This window comes from Mesorhizobium comanense (assembly GCF_005503535.1).
GTDB lineage: Bacteria > Pseudomonadota > Alphaproteobacteria > Rhizobiales > Rhizobiaceae > Mesorhizobium > Mesorhizobium comanense.
The window spans coordinates 17,897-39,667 of sequence record NZ_SCNN01000035.1; the positions used below are offsets into that span (position 1 = coordinate 17,897).

The window sequence follows — 21,771 nt, forward strand, 5'->3', positions numbered from 1 at the left end:
TGAGCCCGCGCGCCGGAACGCGCGGGCCTCGAAGGCGAGGCGTCAGCGCGCCGCCAGTTCTTCCTGCCAGATGGCCAGCATGTCGTCGATGTTGGGCGCGACGGTGTGGAAATGGCTGTTGTCCCAGGCTGTCCACATATAGTCCATCTGCAGCGCCTTCTTCTCGGCGTCCGAGAACAGGGCTTCCGCCTTGGCGTTCGGCACAAGGTTGCAGGTCGCCTCGGTGATCGACAGCTGCTTGGCCACCTCGGGCGAGACGATGTATTTCAGGAAGTCGGCGGCGACCTTGGAGTCGCGGCCGTTCTCGATCAGGCCGGTCGCCTCCATCCAGATGATGCCCTGCTTCAAGCCGTTCTTGGGCTCGGGCACGATCGACTGGATGTAGTCGTGACCTTTCATGCGCAGCGACGAGGTGGCGTAGGTGCCGCCGCCGATCAGCGCCCGGAACGAGCCGTCGATGAGGCCCTTCTGGGCGATCGCCAGGTCGGCGACGATGGCGCGGGTGTTCTTGAAGGCGGCGCGCAGCACCTTGCGCACCTCGTCGAGCGCCGCCTGGTCGAGCGGCACATAGGGGTCGACGCCGGCATAGAGCGCCAGCGGCATGATCGGCCAGTCGCCCCAGTCGAGCAGGCAGATCTTGTCCTTGTAGGCCGCATCGAACACCGGCGCGTAGCTCGACCAGGTTTCCAGCTTGTCGAACTTGGTGTTGACCGTGGGGCCGACCCAGCCCCAGCGGGTCGGCAGGCCGGTCGCCTTGCCCTCGAACTGCAGCGGCGCGAACGGCGCGCGGAACTGCGGGTAGAATTCGGCATATTGCTCGGCGAAATCCTTGTCGTCGATGTAGCGGCAGATGCCGGCCGGTCCCATGCGGGCGATCCAGGGGCTGTCGGACGAGACGAGGTCGAAATCCTTCGCCGCGCCGGCGGCGAGCTTGGCGAAGCCGCCGGCCGAATCGGTGATCAGGTCGACGGAGATGGAAACATCCTTCTGCTTCTGGAACGGCTCCAGGATGGTGGGGGCGTTGTAGCCCTCCCAGCACATGTAGTTGAGGCTCTCGGCGGCCGAAGCGCTTCTCGGCATGCCGAAGATGCCGGCGCCTGCAGCCGCCAGCCCGAGGCCGCCCATGCCCTTCAGCACGGCGCGGCGGTCGACGCCCGTCCGCGCCATGTCAGCTGTCTCTTTCGTCATTGTCCTGTTCCCTTTCTCTTTATCAGTTGAAAATTCGCGGTCAGACGACGCCGAGGTATCGCCGGATCTCCCATTCGCTTACCTGTTTCTGGTACTCGCCGAATTCGAAGCGCCGCCCGGTGACGAAGCTGTCGATGAAGTCGTCGCCGAAGATTTCGCGGGCCGTGGCGCTGGTGTTGAGCCGCTCCGCCGCCTGGCCGAGGTCGGACGGGAAGACGGCCTCCGGCGAAGGCGTCGCGGCATAGAAGTTCTCGCCGCTGCCGGCCGGCGGCTCGATCTCGTTGCGGATGCCGTGCAGGCCGGCGCCGATGCAGAGCGCCAGAGCGAGATAGGGATTGGCGTCGGCGGAAGGCACGCGGAACTCGACGCGGGTCGCCTCGGGCTCGTCATTGATGACGCGCACCGCCGCCGTGCGGTTCTGCACGCCCCAATTGGCCGAGATCGGCGCCCAGGCGCCGGGCACCAGGCGCTTGTAGGCATTGACAGTGCTGGCGCAGAGCGCGAGCAGTTCCGGCATCAGCGTCACCAGGCCGCCGATGAAGTGACGGCCGAGTTTCGAGATGCCGTCCGGCGCGGCGGTGTCGGCGAAGACCGGCTTGCCCTGACGGTCGCGCATGGAGACATGCAGATGGCCGGACTGGCCGGGCAGCGCCGGCGACAGTTTCGACATGAAGCCGGCGGTCAGGCCGTGGCGCGAGAAATAGGCCTTGGCGAAATTCTTGAACAGCGCCGCGTCGTCGGGCGACTTCAGCCCCCTGGCGTAGGTCAGCGGTGCTTCGAAGCAGCCTGGTCCGAGCTCGGTGTGGATGGCGTCGAGACCGATCCCCATCGTCGTCATCGTGTCGTGCAGACCCTGCAGCAGGTCGCCATGAATGGCCGATGTCTGCAGCGAATAGGTGCGGTTGCCCTGCGCGAAATAATCGAGGTCGCGATAGTCCTTGGCGCGCAGGCTCTCAGGCGTCTCGTCGAACAGGAAGAACTCGTATTCGAAGGCCGAGAACACATCGAAGCCGAGGTCGGCGGCTTCGCCGATCAGCCGGGCGCAGAGATTGCGCGGCGAACGCTTGCCGAAATCGCCGGAGAAATCGGCGATGCAGAGCGCGGCATTGTCGGCGAACGGATATCTGCGCAGGCTCGCGGCATCGAGGAATGCCGGCCGGTCGATGAAGGCGCCGTCCATGAAGGTCTTCTCGGCGATGTCCCAGAAATAGAGGACCTCGCAGAAGGGATAGCCCTTGGCGGCCAGCTTGACCGCCTTGTCGGCCGACACCAGCTTGTCGCGGAACTCGCCCGCGGGGTCCATCATGCCGATGTGGACCGCGCTTGCGCCAAGTTCGTTCAGACCCGCCGCGAAGACAGCGCCGGCTTCATTGACTTTCGACATCCATTCCCGCCCCAGTATCTTGGCTGAGACTAGGTTTGGCCTTGAGGCAACGAAATATCCCGATAGGGATAGACGGAGAGGAAAATCAGAAATGCCGAAACAGCCTCGCGGGAGGGCAGGAGGATCGTGGTGACGACCGGCTTCGCGCCCTGGAACCGGAAGATCGCTGCCGCGATCCAGGAGGTCGGGACATCAGACTTCCCGCAGCGTATCGAGGAGGCGCTGAAGGCTGTCATCGACCTCGATATCGTGATGATCTTCGCCTATTCGGGCGCCGAGAAGCCGGTTTGCCTCTACCACAACATCGATCCGGCGCGCGCCGCGATCGTCATCACCGCCTACGCCAACGGTCCCTACCTGCTCGATCCCTTCTACCGGGCGGCGACCGACCCCAAGGCCATCGGGGTGCGGCAGTTGAGACGCATGGCGCCGGACCAGTTCTACTCCTCGGAATATTTCCGCCGGCATTACGGGCTGACCAAAATCCGCGACGAGGTCGGCATCGTCTGCCGGCCGGAGGCGAGCGCGGCCATCGTCATCAGCTTCACGCGTCCGATGGAGTCGCCCGCCTTCGGACGGCGCGACCTGAAGATCATCCACGATGCCGAGCCGGTGATCCGCCTCCTGGTGGAGCGGCACTGGAGCCATGCGCGGCTGGGCAGCAGCGAGACCGGTGCCGAGCCGGTCGATCCGATCAACGCGACGCTGAACAGGATGACTGATGGCGTGCTGACGCCGCGCGAGATCGAAATCACCTCGCTCATCCTGCGCGGGCATTCGAGCGCGGCGATCGCCGATGTGCTCAGCATCGCCGAGGGGACGGTGAAGATCCACCGCAAGAACATTCACCAGAAGCTCAGGATATCGAGCCAGTCCGAGCTGTTCTCGATGTTCATCTTCCACCTTTCCAAGCAGTGATGAGGCTCGTCAGGCGCCGGTAGTACCGGCCCGACAGGCGATCCGATTTCGCTGAAAACCACCTTGTGCCGCAGCGCCCGATCGCTGAGATTGCGGCGTGGGTCTGGAGCATGGCATGCGGACGGCGGCAGGGCAGGGTTTTCTCGATTTTTGCGCGGCCGAAAGCGATGTCGGCAAGGTCATGGAACGGTTCGTCGAAGCGATCGGTGTTTTCGGCTTCACTGCCTCGGCGGGCGGCGCGTGGGCGGGTGCGGGTGGAACGCGCTCCCACCGCTTCTACTTCAACAACTGGCCGAAGGACTGGTTCGAGTCCTACATGGAGAACGGCTTCATGGAGATCGACCCGATGATCCTGGAGGCGAGGCGGCGCATGACGCCGTTCCTGTGGACCGAGATGGTGGACGCGCGAACCTTCACCCTGGAGGGCGCGGTGGTGACTGCCGCCGCCAAGGCCTATGGCTGGGCCGAGGTGATGGGCATACCGATCCATGGCCCGTCCAGCTATCAGGGGCTGGTCTCGCTGGCGTCGCTGAAGCCGGTGACGATGACGGCGGCCGAACGGGCACTGGTGCGCGCCATGGCGGTGGCGGTCCATGACAAGGCCTATGAATCCGTCGGGTTCGGCCTCAGCAACCGCTCTCCCGTCCTGCTGACGCTGAGGGAGGCCGATTGCATGCGCTGGGTCGCGGCGGGCAAGACCGATGCGGAAATCGGCATCATCCTGGGGATAGCGCCCGCCACGGTGCACTATCATGTCGAGAACGTGAAGAAGAAGGCCGGCACGCGCAGCCGCAGCGAAGCCGTAGCCTTGCTGACGCTGGCCGGGTCCGTCTAGCGCAACCCGGCGATATCAGGCCTTTCCGGCGCGCCAGGTATGGCCATCCGCTTTTCAGCTAGGATGCGCCGGTCAGCGAACTGCCTTAGTCATTTCCCCATCACGACAGGGATCGCACCGGCTGGTGCGTTGGTGGGAAGCGGGGCGGTCGTCCATGGGCGAGAGCATGACTGTTTTTGTCCGCCGCGAGGCGGATGACGGGTGATCGACGCCAGCTGATCAGGGGCGCGGCTATTTAGCCGCCTTCACATGAAATTCGATGCCGAAACAAAGGCCTGGAGCAGAAAGCTGCTCTGGAGTGGACGCGACGCGTCCAGGTTTTCGGAAGCGAACCCCGCACTGGGGGATCCAGTGTTTCAACCGGGAACCATGCAATGAAAATCTTCCACGCAGTGATGATAGCCTCGGTCGTGCTGGTCAGTTCGAACGAAGCGTTCGCGCGCTACACCACCACGAAAGGGCCTTGCGCGTCAGACGCCAACCGCTTCTGCGGCGGCGGCGTCATCACGACGGGTGCTGCTCCAAAATGCCTGAGCGACCACAAGGACGAGTTGTCGGCGTCGTGCAAGGCGCGCCTGTTCAAGCACAAGAAGAAATAGGCTGACCCAGGAATATGTGCCTGGAGGCCGGGCCGGCAACCGCTTCATGGACGGTTCGCCCGGCCTCGATGCCCCCAACCGGGCACATGTGGCGCCGGCTCCCGGGCGGGGGGCCGGCGAACCATTCGAAAGCCGCGAGGCCGGTGCATGATGGATGCCGGCGCAGGATGGACGGGGAGGGATAATGATCTCGATTTCGACCGGCCTGCGCGCCGGTGTCTTCATTGTCGGCTGCGCCGCGGCGACCGGGATGTCGAACACCGGCGCGCTCGCCCAATCCGCTCCGGCACCTACAGGCGTATGGGACAGCGATGCGGGCGAGACCATGGTCATCGGCCAGACCTGCAAGATCGAAGCCAACGGCATGGACGGCGCGGTTGGGGAATGCAGCTGGGACCCGTCCTCGAATGGCGGCATCCTGACGATCATGAACGTCAACGCCTACCAGCCGGCGCCGGTCTATTTCAACATCGTCTGGATCGATGAGGCGAGCTTCTCGATCTCCGGAGATGTCTTTCATCGCAGGCAGTAAGCCGTTTCGTGGCCGACCGGTTCCATTGGCCGAGCCCCTTGAGAATTGGCGCACCTTCGGCAACATGGCGCAATGTGCGAGAGCGCCGATGACCGATGATATTCCCGTAATGCCCGCATCCGCGGGCAAGTCCAGGCAGGGCCACGACCGACCGGGCAAGGCTGCAAGGCGCCGCGCGCCGATGGCGCTGACCGAGGAACTGGTCGCGCGCACGCTGCGCGCGGTCGAGGATGCCGGGCCGACGCCGGGCATGATCCACATGGTCGACGCCGACTATGCGCGCGTGCGCGGCGAGGTGCTGGCGTCGGCGCCGCCGGGACCGCTGAAACTGTTCGCCTATGGCTCGCTGCTGTGGAACCCGGTCGGCGAGGTGAGGGGCGGCGAGAGGGCGGTGGCGACCGGCTGGCACCGCTCCTTCTGCTTCACCGTCAAGCGGTTTCGCGGCACGGTCGAAGAGCCCGGGCTGATGATGGCGCTCGATCGCGGCGGCCAGTGCAAGGGCATGGTGTTCGAGATCGCCGAGCCGCTGGCCGACAATCTCGACGCGCTGCTGCGCCGCGAAATGACCATCCTGCCCGCCGTCAACGTGCCGCGCTGGCTGCATGTCAGGACCGCCGAAGGACCATCGCGGGCGCTGGGCTTCGTCGTCAATCCGGCCAGCCCGCGCTATGTCAGGCTTGAAAAGGCCGACATCGCCGCGACACTCGCCCGCGCCGCCGGCCATTGGGGATCGGGCGCGCAATATCTGTTCGAGACGATCCGCCACCTCGATGCCTGCGGCATACGCGACCGCAATCTGTGGCAGTTGCAGGAACTGGTGGCGCGGGAGATCGGGCGGGTGCAGGGCGGGGTGTAGCGGGTTTCGAGCGCCGCTAGGCCGCGCACCACCGCGCCGCCGATGTGGCCGGTGGCTCCGGTGACGAGGATCATTGCCTGGGTTCCAATTTTCCGCTCCGCGATCCTGGGCTTGACGAACATATATCCCTGTGGTTATACGTCAACCAATAGCCAACGGGTTATCGATCAGGTCAACGGGTTATCGATCAGGAATGCCAGACGCTCACGACATGCTATTCAGGACACTCGCCGACCCGACCAGGCGGGCGATCTTCGAGCGGCTGTGCCGCCAGGGAGAACAGACGGTGGGCGCGCTGACCAGCCAGTCCGGCGTCTCGCAGCCGGCGGTGTCGAAGCATCTGGGCTTGCTCAAGCAGGCCGGGCTGGTGCGCGACCGCCATGAAGGGCGCCAGACGCATTACAGCGCGCAGCTCAACGCGCTGGCGCCGCTGATGGACTGGACGCGCGACATGGCCGGTTTCTGGGAAAGCCGGTTCGACGACCTCGAGGATCTGCTCAAGAGGATGGACCAGTGAACGATGGTGAGAGCCGCACTGTCGTCGTCGAGCGGCAGATTTCGCATCCGCCCGAGAAACTCTGGCGGGCGCTGACGCAACCGCATCTTATCGAGGAGTGGCTGATGAAGAACGATTTCAAGCCTGATGTCGGCCATCGCTTCAACATCAGCGCCGACTGGGGCGGCGTGCTGGACTGCGAGGTGCTGGCGGTCGAGCCACACAGGACGCTGTCCTACACCTGGAACCTCGTGCATCAGGATCCGGCCTTCGATCTGCGCAGCGTCGTGACCTTCACGCTTACGCCGACGCCGACGGGCACGCATCTGCGCATGGAGCAATCCGGCTTCCGGCCCGACCAGAGACGGGCCTATGGCGGCGCCAAAATGGGATGGCCGCAGTTTTTCGAGAAACTGGAAGAGCTTCTGTCGCGGACCGATTAGGTCAGCGGCGCGGACCGGCCGAGGTCCGTAACCCGAACCGGAACCATCCCTGTCGTTCGCGCGGCATGCCGCGCAGGAAATCTATGGAGGAAACACCATGAAGATCAAACTCACCACCATCCATGTCGACGACCAGGACAAGGCGCTCGCCTTCTACACGGGCGTACTCGGCTTCACAGGGAAGGCCGATTTCAGCAATGGGCCGTTCCGCTGGCTGACGGTGGTTTCGCCCGACGAGCCCGAGGGCGCCGAACTGCAATTGGCGCTCAACGACAATCCGGCGGCCAAGGCCTATCAGCAGGCGCTGTTCAAGCAGGGCCAGCCGGCGCTGATGCTGTTCACCGATGACATCAAGGGCGACCATGAACGCATCAAGGCGAAAGGCGGCGCGTTCGCCATGGCGCCGACCGAAGTGACCGGCTCGACCATCGCGCAGCTCAATGACGGCTGCGGCAATCTCATCCAGATCACGCAACTGGCGCGCTGGTAGACATTTCATTCCTTGCAGAGAGGAGGCGGATTTGGACTGGAGCAAATGGATCAGACAGGCGCATCGCTGGCTGTCGATCGTCTTCACCGCGACGGTTGTCGCCAATTTCGCCACCATGGCCTTCGGACAACCGCCGGCCTGGGTGGTCTATTCGCCGCTGCCGCCGTTGTTCCTGATGCTGTTCAGCGGCCTCTACATGTTCGTGCTGCCCTATATCGGCAAAGGACGCGGCGTGCGGCGCGTCAACGGATAGGAGGAAGGTATGGCCAGGACGACCAGGCCCGCCGCCAAGGCTGAACCAAAACTGCTTTCCGGCGGCAACCCGCAGATCGCCAAGGGGCATGGCGATGCGCCGGTGAAGGCCTATATCGCGGCCATGCCTGGCTGGAAGCGCGCGGTGGGAGAACGCCTCGATGCGCTTATCGAACGCGCTGTCCCCGGCGTGCACAAGGCGGTGAAATGGAACTCGCCGCTCTATGGCATCGACGGCGAGGGCTGGTTCCTCGGCATCCATTGTTTCACCAAATACGTCAAGGTGGCCTTCTTCCGCGGCCAGTCGCTGCAACCGGTGCCGCCGGGCACGTCCAGGAGCGGAGACACGCGCTATCTCGATATCCGCGAGGACGATGCGTTCGACGAGGCGCAGTTCAGCGCCTGGGTGAAGCAGGCGAGCCTCTTGCCTGGCGAGCGCATGTGAGCGTTCTATCTATCCGCCAAAAGGAAAAACCGCATGACCGACCACAACAAGTCTCCATCGGAACTGATCGACGGCAGGATCGAGGAACTGGGCGACTGGCGTGGCGAGATGCTCGCCCGGCTGCGCGCGCTGATCAAGCAAGCCGATCCCGATGTGGTCGAGACATGGAAATGGCGTGGCGTGCCGGTGTGGGAGGATGCAGGCATGATCTGCACCGGCGAGACCTACAAGGCGGTCGTCAAGCTGACCTTCGCCAAGGGGGCGGCGCTGCCCGATCCGTCGAAGCTGTTCAACGCCAGCCTCGAAGGCAATACGCGGCGCGCCATCGATTTTCAGAAGGGTGAGGAGGTCGACGAGGCGGCTTTCAAGGAACTGGTGCGCGCGGCGGTGGCGCTGAACAAGACGAAGGGCCGGCGGTAACTGCGTATTTGGTCGCCGTCAGCGCTGCAGCTTTGGAGGAGACCGGACATCTCTCCCGTATGCCGCGCTGGTCGACCCCCACTCCGTCTCGGCTTCGCCGAGCCACCTCTCCCCCGATCGACGGGGGAGAGGAAAGGCGCCAGGCTTTTTGTCGTGAACGCTCGTCCAGCAAAGCTCCCTTCCTTTCCCTCCGGAGGGGGAAAGGTGGCGCTGCGAAGCAGCGACGGATTGGGGGAACCACATGGCAAGAAAGCCTTCGGGTGACCAGTCACCCTAATCACACAAGATGTGTGCATCCCCCAGCCACGCGAGGGGGGAGAGATGTCCGGCAGGACAGTGAGGGGCAGCACCGACGCCAGAGAACTGCCAATGATTTCGCCGGTAGGTGGCGCGCAGAGGTCGACAGCCATCCTCGCAAAAACAGCCGCGTTTACGATCTGGGAAGCTTGCCGGTGCTAGACAATGCAGGATGATGGCTGGCCAGCCGGGCCGGCCCGGTTGGGATTCGCCGCCATGAACAGCCCCATGCGTATGCCCTGGGTGGACACGGCCAAAGGCCTGTCGATCATTCTCGTCGTGATGATGTACTCGGCCTACAACACCGGCGAGTATACGGGCGGGGTCGGTTTCCTCCATTATGTCATCGGCTTCGCGACACCGTTCCGCATGCCGGAATTCTTCCTCATCTCCGGCTTGTTCCTGTCGCAGGTGATCGACCGCCCGTGGCGGCGATACATCGACCGGCGCGTGGTGCACTATCTCTATTTCTACGTGCTGTGGGCGATCATCTCGATCGGGCTCAAGATCGGCATTTTCAGCCGGGATCCGGCCGGCATGCTGCACGATCTGGCCATGGCCGTGGTGCAGCCCTATGGCGTCTTGTGGTTCATCTACATGCTGGCGGTGTTCGGCCTCGCGGCGAAACTGCTGCGGCAGTTCGCGGTGCCCGCCTGGATCGTCATTCCCATCGCCGCCGGCCTGCAGATGTGGGCGCCGCGACCCGACAGCTACGCGGTGGAACAGTTCGCGGCCTATTTCGTGTTCTTCTACCTCGGCTTCGTGCTGGCGCCGCTGATCTTCCGGCTCGTCGAATGGACGCAAGGCCGCCCGGCGCTCGCCGTCGCCGGCCTGGCCGTGTGGGCCGTGGTCAACGGCCTGCTGGTCTATTCGCCGGGCTATGCCATGCACCCGGTTGACATGCAGATGGGGCTTGCGGCATGGCCGCCGCTGCATCTTACCCTGGCCGTCGCCGGCGCGGTGGCGCTGTGCGTGCTGGGCGGCTTCCTGTCGCAATTCGCAACCATGGAATGGCTGCGCTGGCTCGGCGAGCATTCGCTGGTCGTCTATGTCGCCTTCACCATCCCGATGTCGCTCTTCCGCGGCGCGGCGCTGGCAAGCGGCCTTCTCACCGACACGGGCATGCTCAGCCTTGCGGTGCTGCTCGTCTCCCTCATCAGCCCGGTCGTGCTCTACCTGATCATCAAGCGCGTCGGCTTCGGCATGTTCCTGTTCGAACGGCCTGATTGGGCGCATATCGACGGCAGCGGCACCCAGCCGGCGCCGAAGGCGGGCGTGCCGAAACCGGCGCTCTCCAATCAGGCCTGAGATAGCATAGGACCGGGCTCGCCCGAGCCTCAGCCGTCGCGCAGCCAGACCAGCATCTCGCCGGGCTCGCGGTTGTCCCAGGCGAAATAGGGGATGGCGGTCAGGCGCGTCTCGACGCTGGCCGGCGGATCGGACCGGTAGAGGCCGTTCTGCCAGCCGTCACCGGCATCGGCCAGGGCCTCGGCCGACAACGTCACCACGCCGCCGAGCAAGGCCGGTTCGTCATGCGCCTCGATGGCTGCCGTGCGCGGCAGTTTCAGCCGGTGCAGGCGGCCGGTATTGTCCGTTGCCTCGACGCAGTAGATCAGCGGCCCGCGCGACAGCGCGACACGCCCGGCATCCTGCCGGACCTCCGGGTTGGCATAGAGCCGCTCGATCGGCATTTCGAGGTCGAGCCGCAGCTGGTCGCCCTTCTTCCAAGTCCGCCGGACCGCGGCATAGCCGTCATGGGTCACTTCGCCGATGTCGAGCACCTCGCCGTTGAGCTGGAGCGTGGCGCCGGAACTCCAGGCCGGGATGCGCAGGTGCAGCGTGAACTCCACCGGCGCCTGCGGTTCGACCGTGATCCCGACGGCGCCACCCCAGGGATAGCGGCTGGCCTGGGTCAGCGTCACCGGCGTGCCCGCAATGTCGAAGCGGGCGGTGGAATCGCCGTAGAGGTGGACGGCGAGCGCATCGTCGGCCAGGCTGTAGAAATAGCTGCCGATCGAGGCGACCATGCGCCCGATATTGGGTGGGCAGCAGGGGCAACGGTGCCATTTCCACCGGTTGTGCCGGCCCCGGCTTTCCAGCGGGTTCTCGTAGAAAAACAGCGAGCCGTCGAGCGACAGGCCGGAGATCGAGCCATTGTAGAGCGCGCGCTCCATCATGTCGGCGTAGCGTCCGTTCGGACCCATGCCGAGCATGCGGCTCGCCCAGAACACCAGGCCCACCGCCGCGCAGGTCTCGGCATAGGCGCTTTCGTTGGGCAGGTCGTAGTCGCTGGTGAAGCCTTCATTGTGCGCCGAAGGCCCGAGCCCGCCGGTGATGTAGAGGTTCTTGGTGGTGAGGTCGTCCCACAGCCGGTCGAGCGCGACGCGCAGCGTGTCGTCGCCATATTCTGTGGCGATGTCGGCCATGCCCGAATAGAGATACATGGCCCGCACCGCATGGCCGACGACCTTGTCCTGTTCGCGCACCGGGATGTGCGACTGGCTGTATTCATAGGTTTTGAAATGATAAGCCTTGGGGTCGGCGCCGCGGGCGCGCGCTTCCTCGTCGAAATAATGCGGCTGCTGCCCGCGCTGGTCGATGAAATACTTCGCCAGCTCCATGTACTTCTGATCACCGGTCACCCGCGCCAGCTTGACCAGCGCCAGCTCGATCTCCTCGTGGCCGCAATAGCCCTTCTTCTTGCCGGGCTCCGGCCCCAGCACCGAGGCGATGTGGTCGGCGTAGCGGCACATGATGTCGAGCAGCTTGCGCTTGCCCGTCGCCTGGTAATAGGCGACCGCGCCCTCGATCAGATGGCCGGCGCAGTAGAGTTCGTGGCAGTCGCGCAAATTGGTCCAGCGCAGGCCGGGCTGGATGCGCTGGTACCAGCTGGAGAGGTAGCCGTCCTCCTGCTGCAGCTTTTCGTACATGTCTATGACGGCGTCGATCTTCTTCTCGAGCTCCGGGTTCTTGCGGCGGTAGAGCGAATAGGCCGCCGTCTCGATCGTCTTGCCCCAGTCGGAATCCCAGAACATTTGCGTGGTCACCGTCGAGCCGGTGAAGCCGGGATTGGCCGCCTCGTCGGGAGAGGGCGAGTGGAAGGGAATGACGACGCCGGGCGAGGGGCGGTCGGGGTCGATCTGCTCCAGCATGCGCGCTTCCACGCAGCGGTCGTAGAGGATGTCGGCGGTGCGGGTCGCCACCGCGTCGACGCGGTCGCCCCAGAAACCGTGCACGTCGACCTGCGGCACCGGCAGCGGGCGGAAGGCGAGCTTCGGCATGCGCTTGGTGGCGGGCCGGGCGGTTGGCGATGCGGTCATGAACTCACTCCATTCAGTAGGACTATTTAACGGCCCCGGCCATCAGGCCGCGGATGTAGAAGCGCTGCAAAGCGAGGAACAGGATCAGGCACGGCACCATCATCACGGTGACGCCGGCCTGTACGGCGCCCCAGTCGATGGCGCCGAAGCGGCCCGACTGAAGCGCCGTCATCATCACCGGCAGCGTGAATTTGGACTGGTCGGTCATCAGCACCAGGGCTGCGAGGAACTCGTTCCAGGCGCCGAGGAAGGCGAACAGCGCGATGGTGACGACGCCCGGCCAGACCAGCGGCAGCATCACCTTGACCAGCATGGTGGCATTGCCGGCGCCGTCCATGCGCGCGGCCTCCTCGATCTCGCGCGGCACAGCGTCGAAGGCGTTGCGCATCATGAAGATCGAGAACGGCAGCTGCAGCGTCACATAGACGCCGACGAGGCCGGTCAGCGTGTTGTGCAGGCCAAGCTTGGTCAGCACCAGGAAGATCGGCGTCAGGATCGACTGGAACGGGATCATGATCGTCGACAAGATGAGGACGAAGAACAGGTCCTTGAACGGAAAGCGGAACCGCGAGAAGCCGTAGCCGGCCAGCACGCTGACGATGACCGACAGAACCACCGTCATCACCGAGACGTAGATGCTGTTCTGCGCCGAGGCCCACAGCCCGTCGCCGAAGCTGTTCAGCGTCTGGTAGTTCTCCAGCGAGAAGCCGGTCGTCGGCCATGGCGGCAGCGGAGGCAGGCGCGCTTCGGCCGCCGGCTTGAAGGCCGAAAGCACCGTCCACACGATCGGCGCCACGAACAGCACCGAGGCGATGATGCCGGTGGAGTGCCTGGCAAGGCGGGCGGCGAGCTTGCCTCTCTCGGACATCGCCTGCGCCATCAGTCGAGCCCTTCGGGTTTGCGCAGCAGCCAGAGCTGGATGAGGCTGAGCGCCACCAGAATGACCAGCAGCACCATGGAGAGTGCCGCGCCATAGCCAAGCTTGAACGACACGAAGGACTGGTTGAAGATCCAGTAGACCGCCGTCAGCGTCTGGTTGCGCGGGCCGCCGCGCAGGATGATGTAGAACTGGTCGAAGGCGAGGATCGAGCCCGCTACCGACAGGATCAGCGCCAATGCCAGCGTGCGGCGCATCAGCGGCAGGGTGATTGCGCGGAAGCGGGCGAACGGCCCGGCGCCGTCGATGACGGCGGCTTCCTGCAGATCCTGTGGGATCGATTGCAGGCCGGTCATCAGGATGATCATGGTGAAGCCGGCGACCTTCCACACCACCATGGCGATGATCGACCAGAAGGCCGGCTGGAAGGTGGCGAGCAGGTTGAATTTCCTGTCGATCAGGCCGAGGTCGTAGGCGGCCGGGCTGAACAGGCCGGAATCGACATTGAGCAGCCATGACCACAGCAGGCTTGCCGAGGCGAAGCCGACCACCGCCGGCATGAAGAACAGGGTGCGGTAGAGATTGGTGAACGGACGCGGCCGCTCGATGAAGATGGCGAGCGGAAAGGCGACGGTGAAGATCGCGACGGTGACGACCAGCGTGTAGTAGCCGGTGAACTTCAGCGCGTTCCAGAACCTGGTGTCGCGCAGGATCGCCCAGTAATTGTCGAGGCCGATGAAGGAATGTTCGCCCATCAGCGGCCAGTTGTGCAGCGACATCCACGCCGTCATGCCGAGCGGGATGACGAAGAACACCATGACCAGCGCCACCGCCGGCGCGACATAGAGCAGGCCGATCCACTGCCGGCGCCCGGCGCCGACGAGTTTTCTGACGCGGGGCGGGGCGGCGGTTGCGGCTGTGATTGATGTCATGGCTGGACGCCCGTTCTTCCTTCTCCCCTTGTGGGAGAAGGTGGATCGGCGCGCAGCGCCGAGACGGTTGAGGGGTGTTGGAAGGAATGAGGCGGTGGCAATTTCAGAATTGGCGCTGGGCTGGAACACCCCTCATCCGTCGCCTTCGGCGACACCTTCTCCCACAAGGGGAGAAGGGGGAGCGAACATCCCGGCGCTCCGAACCGGCGTTTGACGATCCATATAGGGGGATGCTGTCTCAACACGGGTCGCCCTGCGTTCGTGATGTAATCTGAAACATGCGGTAACCCTGCATTTAGCGGATGCGATACCCGGCCACCCGCCCAGGGAGACAGGCGGGCGGCCGGCAGGCGTCGCCTATTTCTGCGGCGCCTGGTCGATGATCGACTGCATGGTCTCCTGCGCATTGGCGATGGCGCCGTCGACGTCGTCGCCGAAGAAGACCTCGTTGATCATCTGCGTCCACGGGCCGTTGGCCGAGTTGATCAGGTCGTTGAACACCACCGAGTAGGGGGTCTTGCCCTTGGCCATGGCTTCGGCGGCGATCTGGTAGCGCGGGTCGAGATCCTTGAGCGCGTCCTTGGCGATGTCGCCGCGCACCGGCAGGCTGCCATATTTGGCCAGGATGGTCTGGCCTTCCAGCGAATAGGCGAAGTCGAGGAATTCCTTCACCACGGCGAGCTTCTTGGTGCCCTTGGTGACGACGAAATTGTCGCCACCGGCGAAGGACGACCAGCCGCCGTCCTTGCCCGGCAGGAAGGTGATGCCGTAGTCGATATCGGGGTACTGCGTGTTGAGCGCGCCGATGGCGAAGGCGCCCGACGGCGAGATGCCGATATTGCCGGCGGCAAAGGCGGCGAAGAAGTTGGCGCCGGTGTCGGTCTGGGCGCCCGCCGGAACCAGGTCCTTCTTGACCATCGAGCGGTAGAGGTCGATGGCGCCGCGCAGCTGCGGGCTGTCCAGCGTCGCCTTGGAGCCATCCGCGCTGAGGATATCGCCACCCGAAGCCCAGATCAGCGGCGTGAAGGTGAAGATGTTGCAGCCACCGCAATTGCCCGAGAAGTAGAAGCCCTTGATGTTGCCGCCGAGCGCGTTGACCTTCTCGGCGTCGGCGGCGATCTCGGCCCAGTTTGCGGGGCCTTTCTCCGGGTCGAGGCCGGCCTGCTTGAACAGTTTCTTGTTCCAGATCAGCACCGAGGCGTCGGCCGAGAAGGGCAGGCCGTAGATGTGGTCCTTGTAGGTGCCGGTCTTCACATGCGCCGGCGACAGGCTGGCGAAATAGGGCAGGGACTTGGCCCAGTCGGTGATGTCCTCCAGCTGCCCGGCGGCGGCGAAGGAAGGCGTGTAGATCAGGTCGAGCGACAGCGCGTCTGGCGCCGTGCCGCCGGCGGCCGCCGCACCATATTTCGGGATGATCTCGGCATTGGGGATGATGTCGAGCTTGATCTGGTCCTTGTGCGCCTTGTTGAAGGCATCGACGATCCTCGGCATGAAATTCGAGCCGTCGGCGCGCACCCAGATGTTGGCGGTTTCCGCGGCGGCAGCGCCCAGCCCGCCACCCAGAACGGCAGCGGCGATGGCCAGTTTGGGGGCCAGTTTGGCAATCAGGTTCCTCATGTTCTCCTCCTCCAGGGTTGGCCGCTATGCGCGGCTTGGCGCCGGTCGCGGCGCATCGTTTCAGCCGTCCATCGGATGGCCGCAGGACTGCCGCACCACCAGCCGGCATGGCAGTTTTCGAATGCCCGGCGCGGCGGGTTGGCCGCCGACCAGGGAAAGCAGGGTCAGTCCGGCCTCGCGGCCGAGGGCGGCGAGGTTCATGTCCACCGAGGTCAGCGGCGGGCGGGTGGCCTCCGCCACGATCTCCCAATTGTCGAAACCGATGACGCCGACATCGCCGGGAACGCTCAAGCCGCGCTCACGCAAGGCATCGATGACGCCGCGCGCGATCTGGTCGTTGCCGCAGAAGACGGCGTCCGGCCTTTCGCCCTTGCCGTCTTGACGTCGCGGGCCGTCGAAGAGACGCGCCACCGCCTCGTGCCCCCAGGCTTCCGACCAGGCGCCGAGCAGCGGCTCGGCGGCCGGCAGGCCGTTCTCGGTGAGCACGTCGCGATAGGCCTGCGCGCGGTCGTGCACGACGGCGAAGCTTGCCGGTCCGGTGACGTGGGCGATGCGCTTGCGGCCAAGCCCGCAGAAATGCTCGACGGCCAGCCGCGCGCCGCCGGCGTCGTCGGAAACGAAGGCGACCGCGTCCGGATCGGGCTGGGTGAAGGCGTAGATCACCGGCACGCGCAGATCGGAGAGATCGACCGGCAGATGGCGGTCGATGCGTTTTCCCGTGGCGATGATGCCGTCGACGCGCTTGTCGAGCATGGCCTCGACATGCAACTGGCCCAGACGCGGATCCTCCTCGACATTGCACAGGAACACCGAGACGCCGTTGTCGACCAGCGCATCCGAAATGCCCGACATCAGCGGCAGCGAGAAGCGGCCATAGGTATCGTTGGTGAGCAGGCCGACGGTGAAGGAACGGCGCCTGAGCAGGCTCTGCGCCAGGCTGTTGGGCCGGAAGCCAAGGCTGCGCGCCGTCTCGCGGATGCGCTCGCGGGTCTCGGCGGTCATCCGCCCCTGGCTGTTCAGCGCCTTGGACGCGGTGGCGACGCTGACGCCGGCGGCGGCCGCCACGTCACGCAAGGTGACAGGCTTGGGAAAGACCGGAACCGGCTGATCGTCCGCTGCCATCGGGTCGGGAATCCTTAGTTGGGAAAAGGTTTTCTCTTACAGACCCAGAGAAGGCCCGGCCAGTGGCCGAGCCCGATCGGAGATGTTTGGAAAAACCTTTTCTCAAAGTCAGGCTAGGCCAGATTGGAGTATCGTTCAAGGGGAAAGTGGTGGTTGTGGTCCGTCGGTGGGAAGGAAAGGCCCGGGGCAGCAAGGACAGGATTTCGCCGGCCTCGCTTTGCGCCAAGGATGCACACATTTCCAAGCGGCTGGTCCTTGGCGATAGCGCTCATGGCGGTTTGGAGCATGCATTGTCCTGATGCCGCGCTGGTCGACCCCCCACTCCGTCGAGCTTCGCTCGACACCTCTCCCCCGATCGACGGGGGAGAGGAAAGGCGCCTGGCTTTTTTGCCGCCAGCGCTTGTCCAGCAAGGCTCCCTTCCTTTCCCTCCGGAGGGGGGAAAGGTGGCGCTGCGAAGCAGCGACGGATTGGGGGAACCATATCGCAATCAAGCCTCGCCCTGATCAGTCACGCTGATCATCTAAGATGTTTGCACGGCGTGGCCACTGTGTGGGGGCGAGGAACCGCACGGATTGTCAGCGAAGTTTTAATCGCTGTTGCCCCATGGTAGTTCTCCGCCAGGAGTTCCGCCATGTCCGACACGTCTTATACTCCGAAAGGCCCGGTCTCGCAGCCTCGCGGCGGGGCAGGACATGACCGGACGGCCGAGCACCGCCGCGATGCCGCGACCATCGCCAGATTGAAGGCACGGATCGCCGCTCAGGCGGAGCTCATCGCGGGGCAGGAAGTCTCGCTCGCCCACAGCCGCAAGATCTTCGACCGCGCCTCCGCTGCCGCGCGCATCGGCGTGTGGGAGTGCAGCCTGCCCGACGAGCGGCTCGCCTGGACCGACGTGGTCTATGACCTGTTCGATCTGCCGCGCGGGGCATCGCTGGACCGCAATGAAATCGTCAAATGCTATCCTGAGGAGTCGCGCAAGGCGCTGAACAGTCTGCGCAGCCAGGCGATCGCCGAGCGCAACGGCTTCAACCTCGATGCCGAGATCACCACTTTCGCCGGCCACAGCCGCTGGATCCGCATCACCGCGACCGTCGAGTGCGAGCAAGGCGTACCGGTGCGCATCTTCGGCATGAAGCAGGACATCACCGAGGAGAAGCTCCTGTCGGATCGCATGCGCTATCTCGCCGAATTCGACGCCATGACGGGGCTCGCCAATCGCACCCGGTTCCAGGGCCGGCTGGCGCATGCCGATGAAGCCCGCCCGCTCGGCGCGCTGCTTCTGGTCGACCTGGACGGTTTCAAGGCCGTCAACGACACGTTCGGCCATGTCGTTGGCGACGAGTGCCTTAAGGCAGCCGCCGAGCGCCTCGTCGGCGGGTGCGGCGAGGCGGAACTGGTGGCGCGCGTCGGCGGCGACGAATTCGCGGTGCTGCTCGGTGCGCATCTCGACAGGGGCGCCGTCTCTGGTGTGGCGCGCCGTATCATCGAGGAAATGGGCAGACCGGTCGCGATCCGCGGCCAGTCGCTGAGACTGGGCGCCTCGGTCGGCATCGCCTTTGCCGGGCAAGGCTCGCCCTGCGATCTGTTCGCGCAGGCCGATACCGCGCTCTATGCCGCCAAGGCGGCGGGCCGCAACACATTCCGCATCTTCAAGGCGGAAGCAGGCGCGAAAGGCCACAGCGCCGCGGCGTGAGGACTAGATGCTCTTGGTCTCGAGCCGCTGGATCGTCGCTTCGATCCATGCCGCGACCGCCGCGATGCGAGCGAGCTGGCGAAGATCGGGATGCGTCAGCAGCCACAGTTCGCGCACGGGGAATGGCTGCTCGTCCTCCGGCACGCGCGCGAGCCCCGCAATCTGGTCGGCGACGATGCAAGGCAGCAGCGAGCGGCCAAGTCCGGCGAGGATCGCCTGCAGCAGCGGTTCGGCATCGTTGACGACAAGCGGCGCATAGCCGTCCTTGCGGGCGACGCCGGCGATCCAGCGCGCCTGCGGCAGGGAGGTCATGCCGTCCTCATAGGTCAGCCAGGGCAGATCTGTGATCTGCCGGGGCAAATCGGGCGCCAACAGATGGCTCGCCGCATAGGCGGCATAACCGAGCGTGCCGATGCGCCTGGCGATGATTTGGCCTCCGGTTTCCGGGCCGGGCCGGGCAAGCCGCAGTGCCATGTCCGCCTCGCGGCGGGTCAGGCTGACATCGCGGGGGTCGGCGACCAGTTCCAGCCGCAATCCCGGATGGCGGGCCACAAGGTCGGGAACAGCCGGGATCAGCACCCGGTTGACCAGGATCGGCACGGCGGTGACCCGCACCGTGCCGCCGATCTCGCTGTCGGCGCCCTTGACCGCCAGGGTCAGCCCGCCGATCTCAGCCTCCACCGCTTCCGCCCGGCTGGCCGCGACCTCGCCCGCCTGCGTCGGCCGCATTTCGCCTTCGGCGCCGCGTTCGAACAGTCGCACGCCGAGCGCACGCTCGATCGCCCTCAGGCGCCGCGCCACCGTTGTCGGATCCAGCCCTAGCCGGCGGCCGGCGGCCGCAAAGGACCCTTCGCGGGTCAGAGCCAGCACATGGCGCAGATCGTTCCAGTCGAGGTCGTGCATTTTTGCAGCTTTGCCGGGCAATTGTTCAGGATCAAACTGTGAGAATGCCGCGTTAGGATCGCACTGTCCACCACCGGAGAGACGCTGTGATCCGCGCCAAGAACCATGCTCGTCAATTTCATAGCCGGCAGGCGCCAACGCGCCTCGGCCACGGCTCCGATCGGATATGAGCATGGCCGACCTGTCTGTCTCAGGCCATTCCGGCGGCGGGGTGCTGTTCATTCTGGCCGTCGCCTTCATCGCCGGCCTAGCGCGCGGGTTTTCCGGCTTCGGCGCGGCGTTGATCTTCATGCCGCTGGCAAGCTCCGTCATCGGGCCGAAATCGACGGCGCCGCTGCTGTTGATCATCGACGCCGTCGCCGCGCTCGGCCTGCTGCCGCGCGGCTGGCTGCTGGCCGACCGGCCAAGCGTCGGCACGATGACCCTCGGTGCGCTGGTCGGCGTGCCGCTCGGCACCTATGCGCTGACGCGGATGGATCCCCTGGCGCTGCGCTGGGGCATCGTGCTGCTGGTGGTGCTGCTGCTCGGCCTTTTGATGTCGGGCTGGCGCTACCATGGCCGCCCCGCGACGCCGTTGACGGTCGGCGTCGGAGGGCTGGCCGGCTTCTTCTCCGGCGCCGCCCAGGTCGGTGGGCCGCCGGTCGTGGCCTACTGGCTTGGCGGCGGCGGCAATGGCGAGGTCGTGCGCGCCAACATCATTCTATACTTCGCCCTGTCGAGCGCGCTGACCGCGGCCAGCTATCTGGCGGGAGGGCTGATCACGCGGCCCGTTCTTGCGCTCGCGCTGGTGACAGGCCCGTTCTATGGATCTGGCCTCTATCTCGGCTCGCGTCTGTTCGGACGCACCAGCGAGCGCGGCTATCGCTGGGCTTGCTACGGCCTCATCGCCGTGGCGTCGATCGTCAGCCTCCCCGCGCTGGATTCCATCCTCGGTCGGTGATCGGCTCCGCTGCGAAAGGATGGTGCCGAAACGACGCGGAAGGCTCTCAGCCGAAATCGTCTGCCGTCAGCACATACATGCTCTTGCGGGTGCGGTCATAGGCCTTCGACGCCACGTCGCGGATGACGCTGCCCTCGGTGTCGAAAGTGGCGAGGTATCCGGCCTCATCCGCGTTTGTTCGCGGCTGGAGCTTGGTCATCGCGTCGGCGGCGACGGAGAAGGAAATCTGGAACATGCCGTCATGACCGACAAAACGGATGCGCCTGCCGGCCTGGTCATAGCTGCGGCTGCGGTTGGGGAAGGTCAGGCTCATGTCTTGCCTCCTTTGTCTGGCGCGGTTGCCGAGGGAGGCGATGCGCGCCTTCCCAGGGAAAGCGCCGCTCGCCTTTCCCGGAATTTCTAGGCCTTCTTCGGCGCCCGTTTCTTCTTGGGCGAGGGGTTCAGGGCCTCCGCGGCGCGGTCCGCTTCCTCCTTGGCCAGCCGCAATTCCCTCAGCTTTGCCGTCTTGATCTCCCGGGCCCTGGCCTCGGACATGTATTCGGCGGTGGCCTTGTTGCGCTCCGCCGTCTTCTTCTGCTTGTCGGCAAAACGAGCTTCGGCTTTTGCCATCAAAGTCTGATTGCCGTCGGCCATCGGATAGAATCTCCTGCATGATGAAATCGTGAAAACGAACTTGTCGGATAAATAGGCACTCGGCCGGCAAAATTCAATTTTCTGAAATATTTGGCTGATCGCCGATCTCGAAACAGCGATAGCCGAAATAATATTTTCGAATATTTCACGATGGCGGCAAATCACTTTGTGTTCATAAACACCAAAGCGCCGGTGCTGGCAAATGAGGGGCGGTGAGAGTTCAAACGGAAGCCCTTGGGAGTGCTCATTCGAGCCCTTGAATAGGGTAGGGGGGTATGCTAATAGGTTGGCATGACGCACACGATCCGGGAAAAACAGAAGCTGCTGGCGCGCGTGCGCCGCATCAGGGGCCAGGTCGAGGCCATCGAGCGGGCGCTCGACGGCGAGGCCGGTTGCGAGGCGGTCATGCACCTCATCGCCGGCGCGCGCGGCGCGATGGCCGGGCTGATGGGCGAGGTGATCGAGGATCATGTGCGCACGCATCTCGTCGATTCCGAGCGCCACCCCGGCGCGCTCAACACCGAAGCGGTCGAGGAATTGCTCGACGTCATCCGAACCTATGTGAAGTGAGTACCGCC

25 protein-coding genes are annotated in these 21,771 nt (G+C 64.9%); 15 read left to right on the forward strand and 10 right to left on the reverse strand.

Annotated features, from left to right (window positions below; genetic code table 11):
- Window positions 1-42: 42 nt before the first annotated feature.
- Together FFS37_RS32815 and FFS37_RS32820 are read right to left on the reverse strand one after the other, a co-directional pair.
- Window positions 43-1,188 carry an ABC transporter substrate-binding protein gene (locus FFS37_RS32815; protein ID WP_137935080.1) on the reverse strand — a complete coding sequence of 382 codons (1,146 nt, stop codon included), beginning with the start codon at window positions 1,186-1,188 and terminating at the stop codon, window positions 43-45.
- 40 nt (window positions 1,189-1,228) lie between these two features.
- On the reverse strand, window positions 1,229-2,572 hold the full coding sequence (locus FFS37_RS32820) for a glutamine synthetase family protein (protein ID WP_137935081.1): 1,344 nt from the start codon (window positions 2,570-2,572) through the stop codon (window positions 1,229-1,231).
- A 129-nt stretch (window positions 2,573-2,701) separates the two neighbouring features.
- On the opposite strand from FFS37_RS32820, the gene FFS37_RS32825 reads away from it, so the two are divergent.
- The 12 genes from FFS37_RS32825 to FFS37_RS32880 all read left to right on the forward strand — a co-directional run bounded on the left by FFS37_RS32825 (window position 2,702) and on the right by FFS37_RS32880 (window position 10,463).
- Window positions 2,702-3,490: a helix-turn-helix transcriptional regulator gene (locus FFS37_RS32825; protein ID WP_137935082.1), complete on the forward strand. Its 789-nt coding sequence runs from the start codon at window positions 2,702-2,704 to the stop codon at window positions 3,488-3,490.
- A gap of 115 nt (window positions 3,491-3,605) precedes the next feature.
- Entirely contained in the window at window positions 3,606-4,325 is a 720-nt protein-coding gene (locus FFS37_RS32830) for a helix-turn-helix transcriptional regulator (RefSeq protein WP_137935083.1), read from the forward strand.
- Between the two features lie 374 nt (window positions 4,326-4,699).
- Complete coding sequence (locus FFS37_RS32835) at window positions 4,700-4,924, forward strand: hypothetical protein (RefSeq protein ID WP_137935084.1); 225 nt, start codon at window positions 4,700-4,702, stop codon at window positions 4,922-4,924.
- Between the two features lie 184 nt (window positions 4,925-5,108).
- On the forward strand, window positions 5,109-5,456 hold the full coding sequence (locus FFS37_RS32840; protein WP_137935085.1) for a hypothetical protein: 348 nt from the start codon (window positions 5,109-5,111) through the stop codon (window positions 5,454-5,456).
- A gap of 109 nt (window positions 5,457-5,565) precedes the next feature.
- Window positions 5,566-6,312 carry a gamma-glutamylcyclotransferase gene (locus FFS37_RS32845; RefSeq protein ID WP_137935086.1) on the forward strand — a complete coding sequence of 249 codons (747 nt, stop codon included), beginning with the start codon at window positions 5,566-5,568 and terminating at the stop codon, window positions 6,310-6,312.
- 193 nt (window positions 6,313-6,505) lie between these two features.
- Window positions 6,506-6,829, forward strand: a complete 324-nt coding sequence (locus tag FFS37_RS32850; RefSeq protein ID WP_137935087.1) for an ArsR/SmtB family transcription factor — start codon at window positions 6,506-6,508, stop codon at window positions 6,827-6,829.
- Entirely contained in the window at window positions 6,826-7,251 is a 426-nt protein-coding gene (locus FFS37_RS32855; protein ID WP_137935088.1) for an SRPBCC family protein, read from the forward strand. Before FFS37_RS32850 ends, FFS37_RS32855 begins: the two co-directional genes overlap by 4 nt.
- Window positions 7,252-7,348: 97 nt before the next feature.
- A complete protein-coding gene (locus FFS37_RS32860) occupies window positions 7,349-7,741 on the forward strand; it encodes a VOC family protein (protein ID WP_137935089.1) in 393 nt (130 codons plus the stop codon).
- Window positions 7,742-7,772: 31 nt separating this feature from the next.
- The gene (locus tag FFS37_RS32865) at window positions 7,773-7,994 is read left to right on the forward strand and encodes a hypothetical protein (RefSeq protein ID WP_137935090.1); all 222 of its coding nucleotides are present in this window, start codon (window positions 7,773-7,775) and stop codon (window positions 7,992-7,994) included.
- Between the two features lie 9 nt (window positions 7,995-8,003).
- Window positions 8,004-8,438 (forward strand): DUF1801 domain-containing protein, encoded by a 435-nt coding sequence (locus FFS37_RS32870; protein ID WP_137935091.1) that lies wholly within the window; start codon window positions 8,004-8,006, stop codon window positions 8,436-8,438.
- A 33-nt stretch (window positions 8,439-8,471) separates the two neighbouring features.
- Complete coding sequence (locus tag FFS37_RS32875) at window positions 8,472-8,858, forward strand: DUF1801 domain-containing protein (RefSeq protein WP_137935092.1); 387 nt, start codon at window positions 8,472-8,474, stop codon at window positions 8,856-8,858.
- 513 nt (window positions 8,859-9,371) lie between these two features.
- The gene (locus FFS37_RS32880; protein WP_137935093.1) at window positions 9,372-10,463 is read left to right on the forward strand and encodes an acyltransferase family protein; all 1,092 of its coding nucleotides are present in this window, start codon (window positions 9,372-9,374) and stop codon (window positions 10,461-10,463) included.
- Between the two features lie 29 nt (window positions 10,464-10,492).
- Here the strand turns inward: FFS37_RS32880 and FFS37_RS32885 are convergent, their stop codons facing one another.
- From FFS37_RS32885 to FFS37_RS32905, 5 genes are all read right to left on the reverse strand, one after another.
- Window positions 10,493-12,475, reverse strand: a complete 1,983-nt coding sequence (locus tag FFS37_RS32885; protein ID WP_137935094.1) for a glycoside hydrolase family 127 protein — start codon at window positions 12,473-12,475, stop codon at window positions 10,493-10,495.
- A 22-nt stretch (window positions 12,476-12,497) separates the two neighbouring features.
- Complete coding sequence (locus FFS37_RS32890) at window positions 12,498-13,355, reverse strand: carbohydrate ABC transporter permease (protein WP_137935095.1); 858 nt, start codon at window positions 13,353-13,355, stop codon at window positions 12,498-12,500.
- Complete coding sequence (locus tag FFS37_RS32895) at window positions 13,355-14,284, reverse strand: carbohydrate ABC transporter permease (protein WP_137935113.1); 930 nt, start codon at window positions 14,282-14,284, stop codon at window positions 13,355-13,357. Before FFS37_RS32895 ends, FFS37_RS32890 begins: the two co-directional genes overlap by 1 nt.
- A gap of 357 nt (window positions 14,285-14,641) precedes the next feature.
- Entirely contained in the window at window positions 14,642-15,892 is a 1,251-nt protein-coding gene (locus FFS37_RS32900; protein ID WP_408631466.1) for an ABC transporter substrate-binding protein, read from the reverse strand.
- Window positions 15,893-15,961: 69 nt separating this feature from the next.
- Entirely contained in the window at window positions 15,962-17,023 is a 1,062-nt protein-coding gene (locus FFS37_RS32905) for a LacI family DNA-binding transcriptional regulator (RefSeq protein ID WP_137935097.1), read from the reverse strand.
- A 632-nt stretch (window positions 17,024-17,655) separates the two neighbouring features.
- Here FFS37_RS32905 and FFS37_RS32915 point away from each other — a divergent pair.
- On the forward strand, window positions 17,656-18,717 hold the full coding sequence (locus FFS37_RS32915) for a diguanylate cyclase domain-containing protein (RefSeq protein WP_137935098.1): 1,062 nt from the start codon (window positions 17,656-17,658) through the stop codon (window positions 18,715-18,717).
- A gap of 3 nt (window positions 18,718-18,720) precedes the next feature.
- Here the strand turns inward: FFS37_RS32915 and FFS37_RS32920 are convergent, their stop codons facing one another.
- Window positions 18,721-19,620, reverse strand: a complete 900-nt coding sequence (locus tag FFS37_RS32920) for a LysR family transcriptional regulator (protein WP_137935099.1) — start codon at window positions 19,618-19,620, stop codon at window positions 18,721-18,723.
- Window positions 19,621-19,786: 166 nt separating this feature from the next.
- On the opposite strand from FFS37_RS32920, the gene FFS37_RS32925 reads away from it, so the two are divergent.
- Complete coding sequence (locus tag FFS37_RS32925; protein WP_408631465.1) at window positions 19,787-20,560, forward strand: sulfite exporter TauE/SafE family protein; 774 nt, start codon at window positions 19,787-19,789, stop codon at window positions 20,558-20,560.
- A 46-nt stretch (window positions 20,561-20,606) separates the two neighbouring features.
- Here the strand turns inward: FFS37_RS32925 and FFS37_RS32930 are convergent, their stop codons facing one another.
- A complete protein-coding gene (locus FFS37_RS32930; RefSeq protein WP_137935101.1) occupies window positions 20,607-20,873 on the reverse strand; it encodes a DUF1488 family protein in 267 nt (88 codons plus the stop codon).
- Between the two features lie 86 nt (window positions 20,874-20,959).
- Entirely contained in the window at window positions 20,960-21,193 is a 234-nt protein-coding gene (locus FFS37_RS32935; RefSeq protein WP_137935102.1) for a hypothetical protein, read from the reverse strand.
- Between the two features lie 291 nt (window positions 21,194-21,484).
- On the opposite strand from FFS37_RS32935, the gene FFS37_RS32940 reads away from it, so the two are divergent.
- Complete coding sequence (locus FFS37_RS32940; protein WP_137935103.1) at window positions 21,485-21,763, forward strand: metal/formaldehyde-sensitive transcriptional repressor; 279 nt, start codon at window positions 21,485-21,487, stop codon at window positions 21,761-21,763.
- The last annotated feature ends 8 nt before the right edge of the window (window positions 21,764-21,771 follow it).